The sequence below is a fragment of the Nitratireductor sp. XY-223 genome (assembly GCF_004959855.1).
Classification (GTDB): Bacteria; Pseudomonadota; Alphaproteobacteria; order Rhizobiales; family Rhizobiaceae; genus Hoeflea_A.
On record NZ_SPNT01000009.1, the window covers coordinates 131,829 to 147,325 of the forward strand.

General features: G+C 58.4%; 17 protein-coding genes. 13 read left to right on the plus strand and 4 right to left on the minus strand.

The window, feature by feature from the left end:
• Nucleotides 1–31 precede the first annotated feature (31 nt).
• Nucleotides 32–1,015: an amidohydrolase family protein gene (locus E4M07_RS23745; RefSeq protein WP_169054366.1), complete on the minus strand. Its 984-nt coding sequence runs from the start codon at nucleotides 1,013–1,015 to the stop codon at nucleotides 32–34.
• 156 nt (nucleotides 1,016–1,171) lie between these two features.
• Here E4M07_RS23745 and E4M07_RS23750 point away from each other — a divergent pair, with 156 nt between their 5' ends.
• The 12 genes from E4M07_RS23750 (at nucleotide 1,172) to ruvB (ending at nucleotide 11,848) form a co-directional block, all read left to right on the plus strand.
• Nucleotides 1,172–2,521, plus strand: a complete 1,350-nt coding sequence (locus E4M07_RS23750) for an extracellular solute-binding protein (protein WP_136660905.1) — start codon at nucleotides 1,172–1,174, stop codon at nucleotides 2,519–2,521.
• Between the two features lie 113 nt (nucleotides 2,522–2,634).
• Nucleotides 2,635–3,576 (plus strand): sugar ABC transporter permease, encoded by a 942-nt coding sequence (locus tag E4M07_RS23755; RefSeq protein ID WP_169054367.1) that lies wholly within the window; start codon nucleotides 2,635–2,637, stop codon nucleotides 3,574–3,576.
• Entirely contained in the window at nucleotides 3,573–4,475 is a 903-nt protein-coding gene (locus tag E4M07_RS23760; protein WP_136660907.1) for a carbohydrate ABC transporter permease, read from the plus strand. The genes E4M07_RS23755 and E4M07_RS23760 overlap by 4 nt, the downstream gene beginning before the upstream one ends.
• A 22-nt stretch (nucleotides 4,476–4,497) precedes the next feature.
• Complete coding sequence (gene ugpC, locus E4M07_RS23765; protein WP_136660908.1) at nucleotides 4,498–5,574, plus strand: sn-glycerol-3-phosphate ABC transporter ATP-binding protein UgpC; 1,077 nt, start codon at nucleotides 4,498–4,500, stop codon at nucleotides 5,572–5,574.
• Nucleotides 5,575–5,596: 22 nt separating this feature from the next.
• Nucleotides 5,597–6,628, plus strand: coding sequence for an aldo/keto reductase (locus E4M07_RS23770; RefSeq protein WP_136660909.1), 1,032 nt, complete (start codon nucleotides 5,597–5,599; stop codon nucleotides 6,626–6,628).
• Between the two features lie 27 nt (nucleotides 6,629–6,655).
• Nucleotides 6,656–7,435 (plus strand): GntR family transcriptional regulator, encoded by a 780-nt coding sequence (locus E4M07_RS23775; protein WP_136660910.1) that lies wholly within the window; start codon nucleotides 6,656–6,658, stop codon nucleotides 7,433–7,435.
• Between the two features lie 22 nt (nucleotides 7,436–7,457).
• Nucleotides 7,458–8,375, plus strand: a complete 918-nt coding sequence (locus E4M07_RS23780; protein ID WP_136660911.1) for a DUF6772 family protein — start codon at nucleotides 7,458–7,460, stop codon at nucleotides 8,373–8,375.
• A 5-nt stretch (nucleotides 8,376–8,380) separates the two neighbouring features.
• Nucleotides 8,381–8,716 carry a hypothetical protein gene (locus E4M07_RS23785; protein ID WP_136660912.1) on the plus strand — a complete coding sequence of 112 codons (336 nt, stop codon included), beginning with the start codon at nucleotides 8,381–8,383 and terminating at the stop codon, nucleotides 8,714–8,716.
• A gap of 37 nt (nucleotides 8,717–8,753) precedes the next feature.
• Nucleotides 8,754–9,494, plus strand: coding sequence for an SDR family NAD(P)-dependent oxidoreductase (locus tag E4M07_RS23790; RefSeq protein WP_136660913.1), 741 nt, complete (start codon nucleotides 8,754–8,756; stop codon nucleotides 9,492–9,494).
• 143 nt (nucleotides 9,495–9,637) lie between these two features.
• Nucleotides 9,638–10,165, plus strand: coding sequence for a crossover junction endodeoxyribonuclease RuvC (gene ruvC, locus E4M07_RS23795; protein ID WP_136660914.1), 528 nt, complete (start codon nucleotides 9,638–9,640; stop codon nucleotides 10,163–10,165).
• On the plus strand, nucleotides 10,162–10,779 hold the full coding sequence (gene ruvA, locus E4M07_RS23800; protein WP_136660915.1) for a Holliday junction branch migration protein RuvA: 618 nt from the start codon (nucleotides 10,162–10,164) through the stop codon (nucleotides 10,777–10,779). Before ruvC ends, ruvA begins: the two co-directional genes overlap by 4 nt.
• Nucleotides 10,780–10,804: 25 nt before the next feature.
• A complete protein-coding gene (ruvB, locus tag E4M07_RS23805) occupies nucleotides 10,805–11,848 on the plus strand; it encodes a Holliday junction branch migration DNA helicase RuvB (protein ID WP_136660916.1) in 1,044 nt (347 codons plus the stop codon).
• On the opposite strand, the gene E4M07_RS23810 is transcribed toward ruvB, so the two are convergent.
• The 3 genes from E4M07_RS23810 to E4M07_RS23820 are packed head-to-tail and all read right to left on the minus strand — an operon-like array spanning nucleotide 11,845 to nucleotide 14,835.
• Nucleotides 11,845–12,747, minus strand: coding sequence for an NAD(P)-dependent oxidoreductase (locus E4M07_RS23810; RefSeq protein ID WP_136660917.1), 903 nt, complete (start codon nucleotides 12,745–12,747; stop codon nucleotides 11,845–11,847). The two genes, ruvB and E4M07_RS23810, sit on opposite strands and share 4 nt — an antisense overlap.
• Nucleotides 12,744–13,598 (minus strand): glycosyltransferase, encoded by an 855-nt coding sequence (locus E4M07_RS23815; RefSeq protein ID WP_246660577.1) that lies wholly within the window; start codon nucleotides 13,596–13,598, stop codon nucleotides 12,744–12,746. The genes E4M07_RS23810 and E4M07_RS23815 overlap by 4 nt, the downstream gene beginning before the upstream one ends.
• A 16-nt stretch (nucleotides 13,599–13,614) precedes the next feature.
• Nucleotides 13,615–14,835: an NAD-dependent epimerase/dehydratase family protein gene (locus E4M07_RS23820; protein WP_136660919.1), complete on the minus strand. Its 1,221-nt coding sequence runs from the start codon at nucleotides 14,833–14,835 to the stop codon at nucleotides 13,615–13,617.
• Nucleotides 14,836–14,993: 158 nt separating this feature from the next.
• On the opposite strand from E4M07_RS23820, the gene E4M07_RS23825 reads away from it, so the two are divergent.
• Entirely contained in the window at nucleotides 14,994–15,443 is a 450-nt protein-coding gene (locus E4M07_RS23825) for a YbgC/FadM family acyl-CoA thioesterase (protein ID WP_136660920.1), read from the plus strand.
• Nucleotides 15,444–15,497: the final 54 nt, after the last annotated feature.

Sequence of the window (15,497 nt, forward strand, 5' to 3'; positions counted from 1 at the left end):
TCAGAACCGGAAAATTCCGGAACGAATATGCTTAAAGGCTATAAATACGGCGCGCCGTTCCGGAAAACAGCGCGTCCCTTTCGCTATCAGAGTAGCCTTCAACGGACCTTTTCATCGCATTCCAAAACGTCCGATAGGAAACCGAGAGCCGTTCCACCGGAAAATTGCTTCCAAACATACACCGGTCGGGACCGAACATTTCGACAGTCCGGTGGATCCAGAAATCATATTTGCGCGAGACTTCTTCAGATGATGGCGGGTTTTTGCGCATGCTCCAGTCGTAACCGCAATCCGGCGCCCCGAGACCACCAAGTTTGACGTGAACATTGGGGCAAGCAGCTAGGGCTTTCATGTTTGCACGCCAAGTGCTCTTCACCTCTTGCATGGCGTCTCGATACGGCCCAACGCCCAACGGCATTCCAAAATGGTTGATGACGATCAGGGTTTCGGACGCATGCTGTGCAAGCCGCGTCAGATCCGGAATCTGATGGAAGAATATCCAGTGGTCATTGACCAGGCCATGGCGGCCAAGACAGCGTACTGAATCCCGGTAGGTGGAATTCCGGAGGATTCCCGGTGCCGCCCGCCCGGGATTTGCAAGACCCTGGCGGTTCGGATCGCACGCCGCGGCGTGCCTTACGCCAGCTAGCAAACCTTGAGCCCGCTCTTTGTGCAGGTTCAAGGCCTCGCGAAACTTCTCGGGTTGCATGAGATTGAGATGGGCCAAAATGCCCTTGATCCGCGGTTCGCGGTTTGCGCAATGAGCAGCGTAGTCCGTTTCGCCGGCCGAGCGGAGGTGTTCCGGTCCGTCGGACAGGTACCGTTCTGAACATTCGACGTAAACAACCGCCTCGACCCGGTGTCCGTCGTCGAGGTCGTCGGCTAAATTGGGTGTGAGATAGGAACCGGTCAGATCGCGATTCCACAGGTGAATATGGGAATCGACAATACGACGGTCAGGATCGTAAACCGGTTCAGCGGCTACATCATCTTTGTTAAGCTTCTGAAATTTCACCGATAAAACCTGCCACGACAATATTGTATACCAAACTTGTATCCCAGTTTGGTATATGTTACAAGCTCAGCGGAGGCTCGGTTTTGACGGAAGTGCTTGAGCGGGAAATCCGAAAGTCGGGTTTGAATAAAGAACCAGTGCAGCAGGAGGAGAGCAATGCGTTTTGGTACAACACGACGGAAATTTATTTTCGGGTCGGCAAGTGCGGCAGCGCTTGCAGCGGTGAAATCACCGGCGGCTTTTGCGGCCGACAAGGGGCAACCGGAATCACTGCTTCGGGACGCGGATGAGGTGATCGATTTTCGCAACTGGGGCTCCAATCCGCCGGAAATAATCGGCGCGCATCGCTTCCTGGACCTCCATCCGGATGTGGCCGTTCAGTGGAATAATGTAAGTTTCGCAAAATACAGGGACGCGCTAACGGCTGAATTTGTTGGAGGCTCCAAACTCGATTCGATGACAATCCCTGAAACTGAATTGAGCGGTTGGGCCGATGCCGGGTTTCTTGCGCCGGTCGATGAGATGCCGGGCTATGAGGCCGTCGCCGCGAATGCGGTACCAGCGGCAATAGAGGCTGGCAAAGGATTGGACGGCCGTGCCTATGGCATACCCTACACGATGGATCCATTTGGCTATGTTTACAATCGGCGAATGCTGAACGATGCGGGCTTTGGCTCGCCGCCAAAGAACCTTGACGAAATACGCGCTCAAATGCAGGCGATAAAAAAGGCCGGCATAAACGAATTCCCGCTTCATCTCGGATTGAAGCAGGCTCCTGGTCAGATGTGGTCGATCTGGTGTTTCGTCTTTGGGTCTGGCGGGCGGATGTTCGATGAAGAGAATCAACCGCTATTCGATGGGAAGGATGATACGCTCAGCAACGTTCTGGAGTGGTATGTTGCGGCCATCAACGACTGGAAAATTGTCGGTCCGGATGATTTCGGAAAGAACTGGGGTGATGGACGCAATGACATAAAGCAAGGTCACGTAGCTGGTGGTTGCCTGGCGCGGTGGGCGCTGCGTTTCGCCAATGTCGATGCCGATTCGTCCGTTCGGGGCGAGGTGTTCCTCGGTAAGATGCCCGGCCTTGAGCGCGATGATGTGTCAACTGTGGGCGCTTTCCACCAGATCGGCATTGCGGCAAACGCGCAGTTGCCGGAGCCTGCCTGGCAATTCATCCATCACATTTCGGGACCCGAGGCCAGCGGCAGTTACCAGACCCATCGTGAGCGATCGATCGCCTTTGGCGGTCGCGCGGCGTATTTGCCGGCTCTCGAACATGCTGACTACGTTGAAATGGTCAAGGAAACCAATAACGGCGAAACCGAAAATTACAACACGATCAGCGAAATGGTGCGGCAGAAGGAGGCTGTGAAGACGTACTGGTATCCCGAATGGGAGGCATTCTGGATGCAGCAGGTCCAAGACGCCTTGACCAAAAAAGTCTCAGTAAAGGACGCGTTGTCAGCTTCCGCGGAGCGGGCGCGGCGCCTCGCCAAGGAGTAGATCAAACCCAAATCTGCCGGCTGAAATATCGCCCGATATCAGCGATCACTCGGTCAGCCGGCAGAGCTTTTTGTCGATAAAGCGGTTGGCTTTGCAAGTGTACCGGGATGCAAATGACAAGTGTTGATAATGTTGCCCTCGGGCATGATGCGATTGATCGGGAACAAACCCGTGAACGAAGGGAGTCCTTCTCGGCCTTTGCCCTGAATTCGCCTGCCATTATCTGGCTGGTTTTCATGGCGGTCATTCCGATCGGCTGGTCCTTCTGGACGTCGCTGCATTCAATGAACCTTCGTCGTCCCCATCGGACACAGTTTATTGGTCTCGATAATTACTTTGAATTACTGCATGCGCCGGAATTTCTGAACGCGATCCAAGTGACTGCTGTATTTGCCGCCGGAACGATCGCCTTTTCCTTGTTGATCGGTCTTTTATTGGCCCTGCTTCTCAATGAAGAATTTCCGGGCCGCAGCTTGGTTCGCGCACTTACCTTGGTGCCCTGGGCCATGCCTCCCGTTGTTGTCGGTCTGGTTTGGTCATGGATATATGATGGTCGTTTCGGCCTGCTGAATGCGATATTCAAGTCGTTCGGAATCATACGCGAATCTAGGGCGTGGGCACTGGATCCAGATTTCGCAATGGCTTCGCTGATAACCGCGCAAGTCTGGCATCAGGTACCGTTTGTCACGATTGTATTCCTGGCGGCGCTGCAGACCATTCCTGATGAATTCTACGAAGCTGCCAAGGTGGATGGAGCGAGCCGCCTCAGCCGGTTCTTCCATATCACGCTGCCTTGGTTGTCACAGGCCATGCTGATTGTGCTGATCACGCAAACCATGGAGGCGTTGCGCGTCTTCGACCTCGTTTTCGTGCTGACGGGAGGCGGTCCCGGTGATGCCACGACGGTTCTGGGCTGGCTCACCTATACCAGGAGTTTCAGTTTTCTGGATTTCGGGCGCGGCAACAGCTACGCGTTTGTGATGGCGTTTATGACGCTGCTTTTGTCGGTTTTCTACATTCGGTTATTGTGGAAAAGGGGGGAGTTTGCCCGATGAGACTCTCCAGAAAAACGAGACTGGCACTCCGTAAAGCGGGCCGAAATGCGGTGTTGCTGTGCCTGGCGGCGATCGCAATGATCTACCTGATCGGACCGGTCTATTGGATGGTTTCGACCAGCTTGATGACGGAAAAGGAAATGTTTCAGGTGCCCCCGCACTGGTATCCTCACGACCCGTCGTTTCATGCCTATCGGGCGATATTCGGGTTTAATCCTGAGTTGGTGGCGGAGGTGAACGCGCGGGGCTTGCAGGTTCAAAACATCATGCCGGCCCTGTGGAACAGCATCAAGACATCCGTGTTCGTTGCATTTGCAACGATCTTGATCGCAATACCGGCCGCCTACAGCTTCGCGCGTCTGAGATTTCGGCTGTCCCTGCCACTGTTGATGGCTTACATGATGTTGCGCACAGTGCCTTCAATTGTCCTGGTCGTGCCTGTCTTCATGGTGCTTCGAACGATCGGACTCATCGATACAACGGCGTCGTTGGTGCTTGTATACTGCACCTTTACCGTTCCTTTTTCGATCTGGCTTTTGCAGTCCTATTTCAAGACCATCCCGATCGAATTGGAGGAGGCAGCCTGGGTTGATGGTTGCGGTCAGTTGACAGCGGCGATCAGGATCATGCTCCCGCTTGCAGTCCCCGGGATCGTCGCCACGTTCATTCTCGCATTCATGGCTTCGTGGAGTGAATTTCTATACGCGGTGACGTTCACCAAAACCTTGAACAGCCAGACGGTTACGGTGATTGCCTCGTCATTCATAGGTATCGAGGCAGCACGTTTTGACCTGGTGCTCGCTGCGGGGGTGCTGTCGTCCCTACCACCATTCATTCTTGCGCTTATCGTTCAAAGATACATCGTAGCGGGTTTCGCTGCGGGGTCTTTGAAAGGCTGACATGTGAATAGAGGACATACCATTGGCCACCATTGAGATTTCTGATCTTCACAAGCGATACGGCGCTGTTGAAATTTTCCGTAACCTCAACCTGCATGTTCAGGACAAGGAGTTTGTGGTTCTTGTCGGGCCGTCGGGCTGCGGGAAATCAACGCTGCTCCGAATGCTCGCCGGGTTGGAAGACGTCACCGATGGCACAATCAGTTTCGACGGAACGGATGTGACGGACCTGAAGCCGAAGCACCGCGACGTTGCGATGGTCTTTCAAAACTACGCGCTGTATCCCCACATGAGCGTGGCGAAGAATATGGCATTCGGCTTGCGGATGCGTGGTGTCACCAACGCAGAAATAGAGCAGCGCGTGGCTGCCGCTGCGGGTGTTCTGGGATTGACAGAATATCTTGAACGCCACCCCCGTGAGCTTTCCGGCGGACAACGGCAGCGTGTGGCCATGGGTCGCGCAATCGTCCGAACGCCGCAGGTGTTCCTGTTCGACGAACCGCTTTCAAATCTGGATGCGTTGTTGCGGGTGGACATGCGCGCGGAGGTGAAATCCCTCCACCAGCGCCTGAACGCGACATTCGTCTACGTGACACACGATCAGGTCGAAGCCATGACGATGGCAGACAGGATGGTGGTCATGAACAACGGGACTATCGAACAGGTCGGGGCGCCTCTGCAGGTCTATGATAAGCCGGCGAATGTGTTCGTCGCCAGCTTTATCGGATCACCTGCGATGAACATGATCCGTGCCAAGCCGTCAGTTGCAAACGGTCAAAAAGTCATTCGGTCCGATGATGGACTGACCTTTCCACACCCAAAGAACAACACCGGCTGCGAAGGCGGTTTGATTGTCGGATTTAGGCCCCGAGACCTCAATGTCGTTGACAAGGACACTTCGGGCGCAATCGAGGCAAAGGTTGAGATTGTCGAGCACACGGGCGTGGAGACTTTGGTCTATGTTCGTGCCGGATCGCACAAGCTGTGTATGTCCATCGACAAACAGGAGTGGTCAGGGCTTGGAGAGTCGGTCTGTGTGTTACCGGACCCGGCAAACACCCATTATTTCGACGAGACGACGAAACAGCGTGTCGGCTAGCGTTGCAAGGAGAGTCCAGCACTTGTCTGTATTGCACAAACGGCGATTGGGAAACACCCGGCTTGAGGTTTCCACCCTGGGATTCGGTGGCGCGCCGCTGGGCGGATTCCGCAGTTGTTCCAACGACGCTGTGGCTGATTCGACAGTAGAGACCGCTTTCGAAAACGGCATTACCTATTTTGATACTGCCCCGTACTACGGATACGGGAGAAGCGAGCATCGCCTAGGACATATTCTGCGGCGAAAGCGGAGAGAACAGTTTGTTCTCAGCACCAAGGTGGGGCGACATCTTCTGCCTCTGCGCCGCGGCGAGAACACAAGCGATCTGCTGGACGGCGGCCTGTCGTTCAGACCGGCATTCGACTACACCTATGAAGGTGTCATGCGTGCCTATGAGCAATCCGTTGCACGGCTTGGTGTGGGACGACTCGATATCCTGCTGATTCACGACGTTGAACCTTCTACCCACGGCAGCGAAGCGGCAGCGGAAGAGCGCTATCGTGAATGCATGGCCGGTGCGATACCCGCGCTTGAAGAGCTGCGCAAGGCTGGTGATATTTCCGCGTTCGGGGTTGGAATGAACCAAACCGACTGGTGCCAACGCTTCGTGGAAAGCACCGATCTCGATTGCGCGATGATCGCCGGGCGGTACACGCTGCTGGACCAGCAGGCCCTTGATGGTCTGTTGCCGGCTTGTGAACGGCGTGGTGTCAGCCTGATCGTGGGCGGGCCCTTTAACTCCGGTATTCTGGCTACAGGGCCAAAGGCAGGAGCGCTCTTTCACTATCAGAACGCCGATCAGGGCGTTCTGAACAAGACCTGTGAGATTCAAGCGGTATGCGAAGCGAACGGAGTCCCCCTACAGGCTGCAGCACTCCAATTCGCATTGGGCCACCCGGCGATAGCATCGGTTGTGGCAGGTTCAAGCACACCTGAAAACGTCGAAGGGAATATTGCCAACATGACTGCCGCAATACCTGCGCGGCTTTGGGACGACCTTAAGTCCGAGAAGCTTGTCGATGCGCGATGCCCGATGCTGCAGAGCACACATTGACTCAGCCATGAAGGAAGGATTGGCACAATGGACAAAACAGGATCGGGAACAAGCTGGGCCAACACTGAGCATGACCTGTATCGTGCTGTCCGATCCGCGATCGTTACGCTGAAGTTTGCGCCGGGACAGTTGATTTCGGAGAATGAATTAGCTGACCGATATCAGGTGAGCCGCACGCCGGTTCGCGCCGTTCTCAAAAGCTTGGAGCGCGAAGGATTGGTGCACGTGTCGTCCAGGCGCAAGACCATGGTCGCCCCTCTGGACCTGTCGGCTTATCGGCAGGCCGTCTTTGCGCGCAATGTGCTGGAGACAGCGGCCGCCGGCGAGGCGGCAAGGCTCTTCAAAACGGGTGACGAACGGGTGCTGACCAGGAATGTCGCTGAGCAGGAACAAGCACGCAAGGGGGACGATGTGGCTGCCTTGGATCAACTTGATTTCGAGTTTCACAGAGAGGTTTTTCAAGTCGCAGCACTGGAACATCTGATACCCATCGTTGACTCTCTTCGAGGGCATACCGACCGCATGCGGGTCGCTCACCTTACCGCTTTGGCGCGATACGATCGTTTCCAGATCGTGGGCCAGCATGCATCCATCGCCGATGCGATCGAGACCGCTGATCAGCAGCGGGCGGAAGCCAGCATGAGTGCGCATATCGTTTCAGTCTTATCGCGGGTCGCGCTGTTGGCGCGGGAACGGCCGGATTTTTTCGGCAATGCGACGGACGACGAGATTGCGCGGCTGGAAGATTACCTGGCAAACCAGTCGAGTCTGACTCGTAAAGAGTTCAACACATTTGGCAAAGCCTGAGGCCACAGGAGGGACCTATTTCGTGCTGGAAGCAACGACAATCAGAAACGGGATAATCGAGGCAAACCCGGCTCTGAGCCGGTTTAGTCCACTGCCAAGAATCCTGTGCTATGACGATTTTGACTATGGGATCAATGGCTGGTGCGAGCTTCTCGGCAACCATGATGGCGACCTTGAGAAGGTACGTCCGGTCCAGGCGGACTTCCGTCCACCGCAAATCAGCAACTGCACTTTCTTTGACATTGGCACACATGGTGCGATGAACGGGAATTACGCGCTTAAACTTCAAACACGCCCAGAGCCCGGCCACATGGCGCTTGCCCTAAAGCGCCTTACGAGCGTCAAACCGGGCCTTGTGCAATTGGAGACCTACTTCGCGGTCAAATCTGAAGCCTGGATCGGAAAACGAGGTGAGGAAATCGATGGGAACATCGATCCCAGCCTGGGGGATTTCGGCGACTTCTGTATCAGCAATGACATCTCCAACGGCGATCGGAGAGCCCATTGCTGTGTGCGGTACGTAAACTGCAATGCCAAAGGCGAGTTGGTGCAGAAATGGCAGGCCAAGACGAGCCTTCAGGTGACGTCCAAACTTGAATGGTCCGGCAGTGCCTCACGGGCCACCGACTACCATGTGCGCGATCCGGACGATTGGCAGGATATCCCAGACGGGCAGCAAGCGCTCTGTTACAACGAGCTGCCCACAAAGATCAATTGGCACTACCTGCGCTGGCAGTTTGATACCGGAACATTCCGCAATGTGTTGCTGCAGGTAAACAACAAGGTGATGCATCTGGAAGACGTCGTCGTACCCGAATATGAACGCGGTTTTCATCAGGGGCTGACCAATCTCATGAACCTAAGTGTTGATGTCAGAACGCACAGTCCGGTTCGCAATTTCATCTGGTTCGATTCAATTCTTACGTCCGTGGATTGGTAATCATCATGTTGAACCGAACACACACCGCCGTCTTTGAGCGTGGGGTCGAGATTGCACCCGAATTCGTCACAGAGCCCTATGAAGTGGCCTGGGTCGACCGGGGTCGCTGGTTCGTCCATGTCCTGGAAGCGGATCCGGACACCTGGCTGAACCTGCAGACGGAGATGTCTCCGGAGGGATTGACGTGGTGCAATCATGAAACAAGCGAAGGCAGTTTCAAGGCGGAGGGTTTGATAAGCCTCAAAGTCGAGGACCCAGGTCCTTATACGCGGCTCCGTCTCGCGGTCGGCGATCGCACCAAACGCATCAAGGCGCGGATCTACCTCACAATGCGGCAATAGGATGCCTCGATCCTGTATTCGTGGCGGGAGGACATGCATGACTTTGAATGGAAAAACGGCAGTGGTCACCGGCGCAGGCGGCGCCATCGGCGCTGCGGTTTCGGCAGCCCTGGCTGAACAGGGCGTCTATCCCATCATGATCGATCGCGATCACGATGCACTCGCGCGGGCCGCTGGCATGATGCCTTGTGAAAGTCACCAGGTCGTAGCCGATCTTGCCCATGAGTCCGAGATACAGTCGGCGGTTCGGCGAATCCTCAGGGATCATGATTGCGTCGATATCCTCGTAAACAACGCAGGCATCCTGTCCAACAACAAGCTGCAGGCTACGGGCATGGTAGAATGGCGCCGCACCTTTGCGGTCAACCTTGAATCGGCACTTTGGCTGACCAAGGGCTTCATCGATCCAATGGTAAAAAGCGGGTGGGGTCGGATCGTCAATATGTCGTCCTACGCCGCAAAGTGTGGTGGTTTGACCGCCGGTACAGCGTATTCAACCTCGAAGGCCGCCCTATCGGGCCTTACATTTTCAGTGGCACGCGAGTATGCGGGTCGGGGCATCACCGCAAACGCAATTGCACCGGCCTATGTTCTTTCTCCCATGGTTTCCGAACAACTGTCGGAAAAGCAGCGGGCCTGCCAGATATCGGCGCTGCCTGTTGGCCGGTTTTGTACGCCGGAGGAGGTGGCTCACACGGTCGCGTTTCTGTGCTCCCCCCTTGCGGGATTTATCACCGGAGAAGTGATTGACATGAACGGTGGCTTGCAATTCGACTGAAGCCCAATTGGCAGACAGTCGTGTTTACCCGCAAACGCCCGGCTCCCCGATCTGGATTTTCTGTTACTAGTAACGAAATGTTTTTGTTTTGTTCGCATTTCTGTGGCATAGATTCGTAGCGGCGGAAAAACAACGGGGGTGTGATGCAGGCACCAGTCACACGCATTATCGGGATCGATCCGGGCCTGCGCCGGACCGGCTGGGGAATGGTCGAAAGTCTCGGCAACACCCTGCGCTTCGTGGGGTCCGGCACAGTCCGGTCGGACGGCAAGTGCGACCTCGCATCGCGCCTTTGCCAGTTGCACGACGGGCTTTCGCAGGTCCTTCATGAACATCAGCCGCACGAAGCGGCGGTCGAGGCGACCTTCGTCAACAAGGACGCGACCGCAACGCTGAAGCTCGGGCAGGCGCGCGGCATCGCCATGCTGGTCCCGGCCCTTGCCGGACTGCCGGTGTCGGAATACGCGCCCAACGCGGTGAAGAAGTCGGTGATCGGCGTCGGCCACGGCGACAAGAAACAGATCCACATGATGGTCAAGGTGTTGCTTCCGAAGGCGCAGTTCGACACCGACGATGCGGCCGATGCTCTGGCGATCGCCATCTGCCACGCCCACCACAGGCAGAGCCTTGCCGGACGTATGCGCGTCGCGGAGAAGGCGGGGTCCGCATGATCGGGAAACTGAAAGGCACCATCGACGAGATCGGCGATGACCACGTGCTGATCGATGTTCACGGCGTCTGTTATGTGGCCCATTGCGCAGCGCGTACCCTGGCGGGAATCGGGAGCCCCGGCGAGGCCGTGGTGCTGCATATCGAGACCTTCGTGCGCGAGGATCAGTTGAAGCTCTACGGCTTTGCCACGGCGGTGGAGCGCGAGTGGTTCCGGCTGTTGCAAAGCGTGCAAGGCGTCGGTGCGAAGGTCGCGCTGGCGGTGCTGTCGACACTCTCGGCGGCCGACCTTGCGAACGCGATCGCGCTGCAGGACAAGGCGATGGTCGCGCGGGCGCCCGGCATCGGACCGAAGGTCGCGCAGAGGATTGTCACGGAACTGAAGAGCAAAGCACCCTCGTTCGGGGGTGAAGCGGGTGTCGTCATCGGTCTCAAGCAGGAACTGGGCGAGGGTGTCGCCGCCGGACCGGTGAGCGATGCGGTTTCGGCGCTTTCGAATCTCGGTTATTCACGGGACCAGGCCGCCACCGCGGTGGCCGCGGCGATGAAATCGGCAGGAGAGGCGGCCGATTCGGCAACGCTGATCCGGCTCGGCCTGAAGGAACTGGCGCAGTGAGCGATTGCCCTCTCGGATGTAGAACATGAGCGAGCAAGACAGGATCGTATCGGCGGACCCGCGCGGCGAGGACGCGGATGTCACCTTGCGCCCGCAAAGCCTCGACGAGTTTACTGGCCAGGCCGAGGCACGCTCCAACCTCAAGGTCTTCATCGAGGCCGCGCGGGGGCGCGGCGACGCCCTCGACCACGTGCTTTTCGTCGGTCCGCCCGGCCTCGGCAAGACAACGCTCGCGCAGATCATGGCCAAGGAGCTGGGGGTCAATTTCCGCTCGACATCCGGGCCGGTCATCGCAAAGGCGGGCGACCTTGCCGCGCTGCTGACCAATCTCGAGGAACGCGACGTGCTGTTCATCGATGAGATCCACCGCCTCAACCCAGCCGTGGAAGAGATCCTTTACCCGGCGATGGAGGACTACCAGCTCGACCTGATCATCGGAGAGGGGCCGGCGGCCCGCTCCGTCAAGATCGACCTCGCCCGCTTCACGCTTGTCGCGGCAACCACGCGGCTCGGCCTGCTGACGACGCCGCTGAGGGACCGTTTCGGCATTCCGGTGCGGCTGAATTTCTATACCGTCGACGAGCTCGAGGACATCGTGCGGCGCGGCGCGCGGCTGCTGGGGCTTTCGATGAGCGACGACGGCGCGCAGGAGATCGCGCGGCGGGCGCGCGGAACGCCGCGTATCGCCGGCCGCCTGCTGCGGCGGGTGCGCGATTTCGCCGAAGTCGCAAAAGCCGATTCCGTGACACGGCAGATCGCGGACGAGGCGCTGACGCGGCTTTCTGTGGACAATCGCGGCCTCGACCAGTTGGACCTGCGCTACCTGACCATGATCGCGATGAATTTCGGCGGCGGACCGGTCGGTGTCGAGACGATTGCCGCCGGTCTTTCCGAACCGCGCGATGCGATCGAGGACATTATCGAGCCCTATCTCATCCAGCAGGGCTTCATCCAGCGCACGCCGCGCGGCCGGCTGCTGACCGCCAATGCCTGGCGGCATCTCGGCCTCGACGTTCCGAAGGACCTGGCCCAGCAGCAGATCAACCTGTTCCAGGAGGGCGACGACTAGTCGGTCCTTGCGACCAGGCGCGCCACTTCCGATTCCAACAGTTCTTTTCCGCCCGGCTGCCAGCCGAGGCCGCGCAGCTTTGCGGTGTCCATGACGTTGTATGAAGCGTGATCCGCCGGTGCCGGCGGCGGGATTGAGCACCTCGTCCTTTCGGCAACGAGTTCCAGCAGATCGTGGCGGTCGACCAGCAAGTCGGAGACGTTGAAGATCTCTCCCGCCACTTTGGACCTGTCGGCCTCCAGCATCAGCCGGATTGCGCCGGCGACATCGCGTCCGTGAACCTCCGTGCCGCAGCGCGGCGCGATGGGCCGCCCGGCGCGATAATCGGCAAAGAGAGAGAGCCACTTGTGTTCGGCGCCGCCGGGCGGCGATCCGTAGACGCCGGTCACACGAAGGCTGGTCACGGCAAGCCCGCTGTCACGGTCCAGTTCCTTCAGGTGCCGTTCGCAGGCACGCTTGACCGCGCCGTAGTGGGTGTCCGGATGGCACGGCGTCGTTTCAACGAGCGGCGCGCCCGGCGTCTGCGATCCATAGGCGGCGCGGCTCGACAGAAAGACGGCGCGTTCTACGCCGCTCTGCGCGGCTGCCTGGAAGAGCAGCAGGGTGGCGAGGAAATTGCTGCGCCAGAATCCCGCAACATCGTCGCCTTCGCCGCCGCGGTAACGGCCGGCAACATGCGAGAAGGCTGCGTGGACGAGCATGTCGCAGCCGGCAAGGGCATCCTCGAACGGCGATTTCGGATCGAGCGGCAGTTCGATGAAACGCACGGGCGCACGAAAGGACTCTTTATCCGGTTCGCTCCTGCCGGAAACGGTAACTTCGTATCCGCGTTCAAGCAGGTCATCGACGACAAAGCGGCCAACCGTGCCGGCGCCGCCGGTCACCAGCACGCGCGTCATGGACCCACCGCCGGATTCTTGAGCGACCCGATGTCGGGGATATCGTCGCCGGAGAGGTACGCCTGCCAAAGCGCGATGAGCGGCGCCAGCTGACCGGCCCTCGGATGGTCCTTCTCCCAGGGCTTCTCGTACTGGAAATGCAGTACGCCGATGGACGACCAGTCCCACAGCTGCGGCATGTTGAACCAGACATATTGCAGCATGTTGTAGAAGACGGGCAGGCCGTGCCATTCCGGAAAATAGCTCTGCAGGAACGTCTGGTCGGTCCGCTGCCAGAAGGCGTCCGGCCTGTCCAGCGCGCTCAGCATGTCGTCGAAAGTCGCCAGGGACGGCTCGGCGACGAAGACGCCGGAATTCAGCCGGTGAAAATCGGCGAGCGATTCATAGACATTGGGCGCGGCGGAAAATTGCGGGTAACCAAACAGGCGGTCGATATTGCGCAGCACGATGGCGTCGGCGTCGATGAACACGCAACGCTCGTATTCCTCCAGCTGCCAGAGCCGCAGTTTGACGAAGTTGTCGAGCGGCGTGTGGAATTGCGGCTTGCGGCCCTTGGTGAAGGGCGCATTGGCGTGGAGACGGGCCCGGGCATGCCGTTCGTTGAACGCGTCCGACGTGGGCAGAAGTTCGGCCCGGATCAATCGCGCGCCGAGTTTGGCCACTTCATCGAGGTCCGTTGCCGGAACCGCGCCGGTGTGCAGCACCACGATGTCGGCTTGTGTTCCGGTCAGCGCGATCGACCGCACGAGGGCGAGGGCGCCTCCCGCGTAGTCGCCGTTGGTGACCAGCGTCACAAAGGCGGTCTTGCTGTTCGCCGGTTTCGACGCGCTCAGTTCGGGTTGTTCGGCCACGCCGCCAATGTCCCGGTCACGACGCCGATTTCAGCGTCTTGCCCTCGGGATCCCGGTTGATGGTCGGCTCGATGTCCTTGGTCCAGGCCGATACGGCCGGGATGCGGCTGCGGTCGACGCGGTAGGAGTATTTCCTGGCCACCTCGACAACCTCCTCGAGGAGACCCTCCTCCAGCGTGATCGGGTCGAGGCCGAGCTCCAGGAACTGCTCGTTGTGCACGACCAGGTCGTTTTCCGGGGCTTCCTTGCGCGGATTTGGCAAATAGGCGATCTCAACCCCGGTCAGCCGCGATACGAGTTCGGCGAGGTGCTTGACCCTGTGGGTCTCGGTCATCTGGTTGAAGATCTTGACCTTGTCGCCGGGCTCCGGCGGATTCTGCAACGCCAGGTCGACGCAGCGCACGGAATCCTGGATATGGATGAACGCGCGGGTCTGGCCGCCGGTTCCGTGAACCGTCAGCGGGTAGCCGATCGCCGCCTGGATCAGGAAACGGTTGAGCACGGTGCCGTAATCGCCGTCATAGTCGAAGCGGTTGATGAGCTGTTCGTGCCGGCGCGTCTGTTCCGTATGGGTGCCCCAGACGATGCCCTGGTGCAGGTCGGTGATGCGGATGCCGTCGTTCTTGGCGTAGAACTGGAACAATAGCTGATCGAGGCACTTGGTCATGTGGTAGATCGAGCCGGGATTGGCCGGGTAAAGGATATCCTGCCGGACCGTATCGCCTGCCATCGTGTCGATGCCCACTTCCAGGTAGCCTTCCGGAATGGCCGCGCCGACCGTCGAATAGCCATAGACGCCCATCGTTCCGAGATGCACCAGATGGGAATCGACGCCGGTCTCCACCAGCGCGTTCAGCAGGTTGTGCGTGGCGTTCACATTGTTGTTGACCGTGTAGTTCTTGTGCCGGTCGGATTTCATCGAGTAGGGCGCCGCGCGCTGCTCGGCGAAATGCACGATCGCGTCCGGTTTTTCCTCGGCCAGCCACGACTTGAAGACGTCGTAGTCGCGGGCGATGTCGATCAGGTGGAAATGGATGCGTCGTCCGGTCTCGTGATGCCAGATGCGGGTCCGCTCCTGTATGGAGTCCATCGGCGTGAGCGACTGGACGCCCAGTTCCGTATCGATCCATCGGCGGGAAAGGTTGTCCACGATATGGACGTCGTGGCCCTGTTCCGAAAGGTGAAGCGAGGTCGGCCAGCCGACAAATCCGTCGCCACCGAGTACCGCAACTTTCATGGGAAAATCCTCCATTCGCATCTTTGCGCGAGCGTTAGACCGCAATTATGACAGGAATACAATGACCCGCGGGCATTTGTGTCACTTATGTGTCGATGGGGCATTGCTCTGGCAATGAAATTGTGTTCGGTCAACCGCGTGGACACCCATAGTTGTTGATGGAGGCACTGTTGAAAGAGGCGCTTGCCGGGGAACTCGTCGGAAACGGCCATCGGCTGTGGCAGCGGGTCTATTATGAAGACACCGACTTTTCGGGCGTCGTCTACCACGCGCGCTACCTGCATTTTCTCGAGCGCGGCCGCACCGACTACCTGCGCTGCCTCGGCATCAACCAGGGCGCGCTGGCCGACGGGCAGGAGGGGCGGGAAGGCCTGGCTTTCGTCGTCTATCACATGGATATCGCGTTCCGGGCGGCAGCGCGGATGGACGACATACTGGAAATTGCAACCGAGCCCGAGCGCATGACCGGGGTCCGGCTGGTTCTGAATCAGAAAATAACCTGCAATGACAGGCAGTTAATCGTCGCCAAGGTGACGGTTGCAACCGTCGATCGGCAGGGCCGGCTTGTGCGCATGCCGAAAGACACTGCGCAATTGTTCGGTCTTTAGTCCGCTTTTTGCGATAAATGCTTTATAATTTCACGTTCCTGTCATTGTGCGGAA

Bases quoted from the DNA above. Each gene is read 5' to 3' on its own strand.
- E4M07_RS23820 (WP_136660919.1), bottom strand. From the start codon at position 14,835: ATGAAAGTTGCGGTACTCGGTGGCGACGGATTTGTCGGCTGGCCGACC.
- E4M07_RS23750 (WP_136660905.1), top strand. From the start codon at position 1,172: ATGCGTTTTGGTACAACACGACGGAAATTTATTTTCGGGTCGGCAAGT.
- ruvA (WP_136660915.1), top strand. From the start codon at position 10,162: ATGATCGGGAAACTGAAAGGCACCATCGACGAGATCGGCGATGACCAC.
- ruvB (WP_136660916.1), top strand. From the start codon at position 10,805: ATGAGCGAGCAAGACAGGATCGTATCGGCGGACCCGCGCGGCGAGGAC.
- E4M07_RS23755 (WP_169054367.1), top strand. From the start codon at position 2,635: ATGACAAGTGTTGATAATGTTGCCCTCGGGCATGATGCGATTGATCGG.
- E4M07_RS23825 (WP_136660920.1), top strand. From the start codon at position 14,994: ATGGAGGCACTGTTGAAAGAGGCGCTTGCCGGGGAACTCGTCGGAAAC.
- ruvC (WP_136660914.1), top strand. From the start codon at position 9,638: ATGCAGGCACCAGTCACACGCATTATCGGGATCGATCCGGGCCTGCGC.
- E4M07_RS23775 (WP_136660910.1), top strand. From the start codon at position 6,656: ATGGACAAAACAGGATCGGGAACAAGCTGGGCCAACACTGAGCATGAC.
- E4M07_RS23810 (WP_136660917.1), bottom strand. From the start codon at position 12,747: ATGACGCGCGTGCTGGTGACCGGCGGCGCCGGCACGGTTGGCCGCTTT.
- E4M07_RS23785 (WP_136660912.1), top strand. From the start codon at position 8,381: ATGTTGAACCGAACACACACCGCCGTCTTTGAGCGTGGGGTCGAGATT.
- E4M07_RS23790 (WP_136660913.1), top strand. From the start codon at position 8,754: ATGACTTTGAATGGAAAAACGGCAGTGGTCACCGGCGCAGGCGGCGCC.
- E4M07_RS23760 (WP_136660907.1), top strand. From the start codon at position 3,573: ATGAGACTCTCCAGAAAAACGAGACTGGCACTCCGTAAAGCGGGCCGA.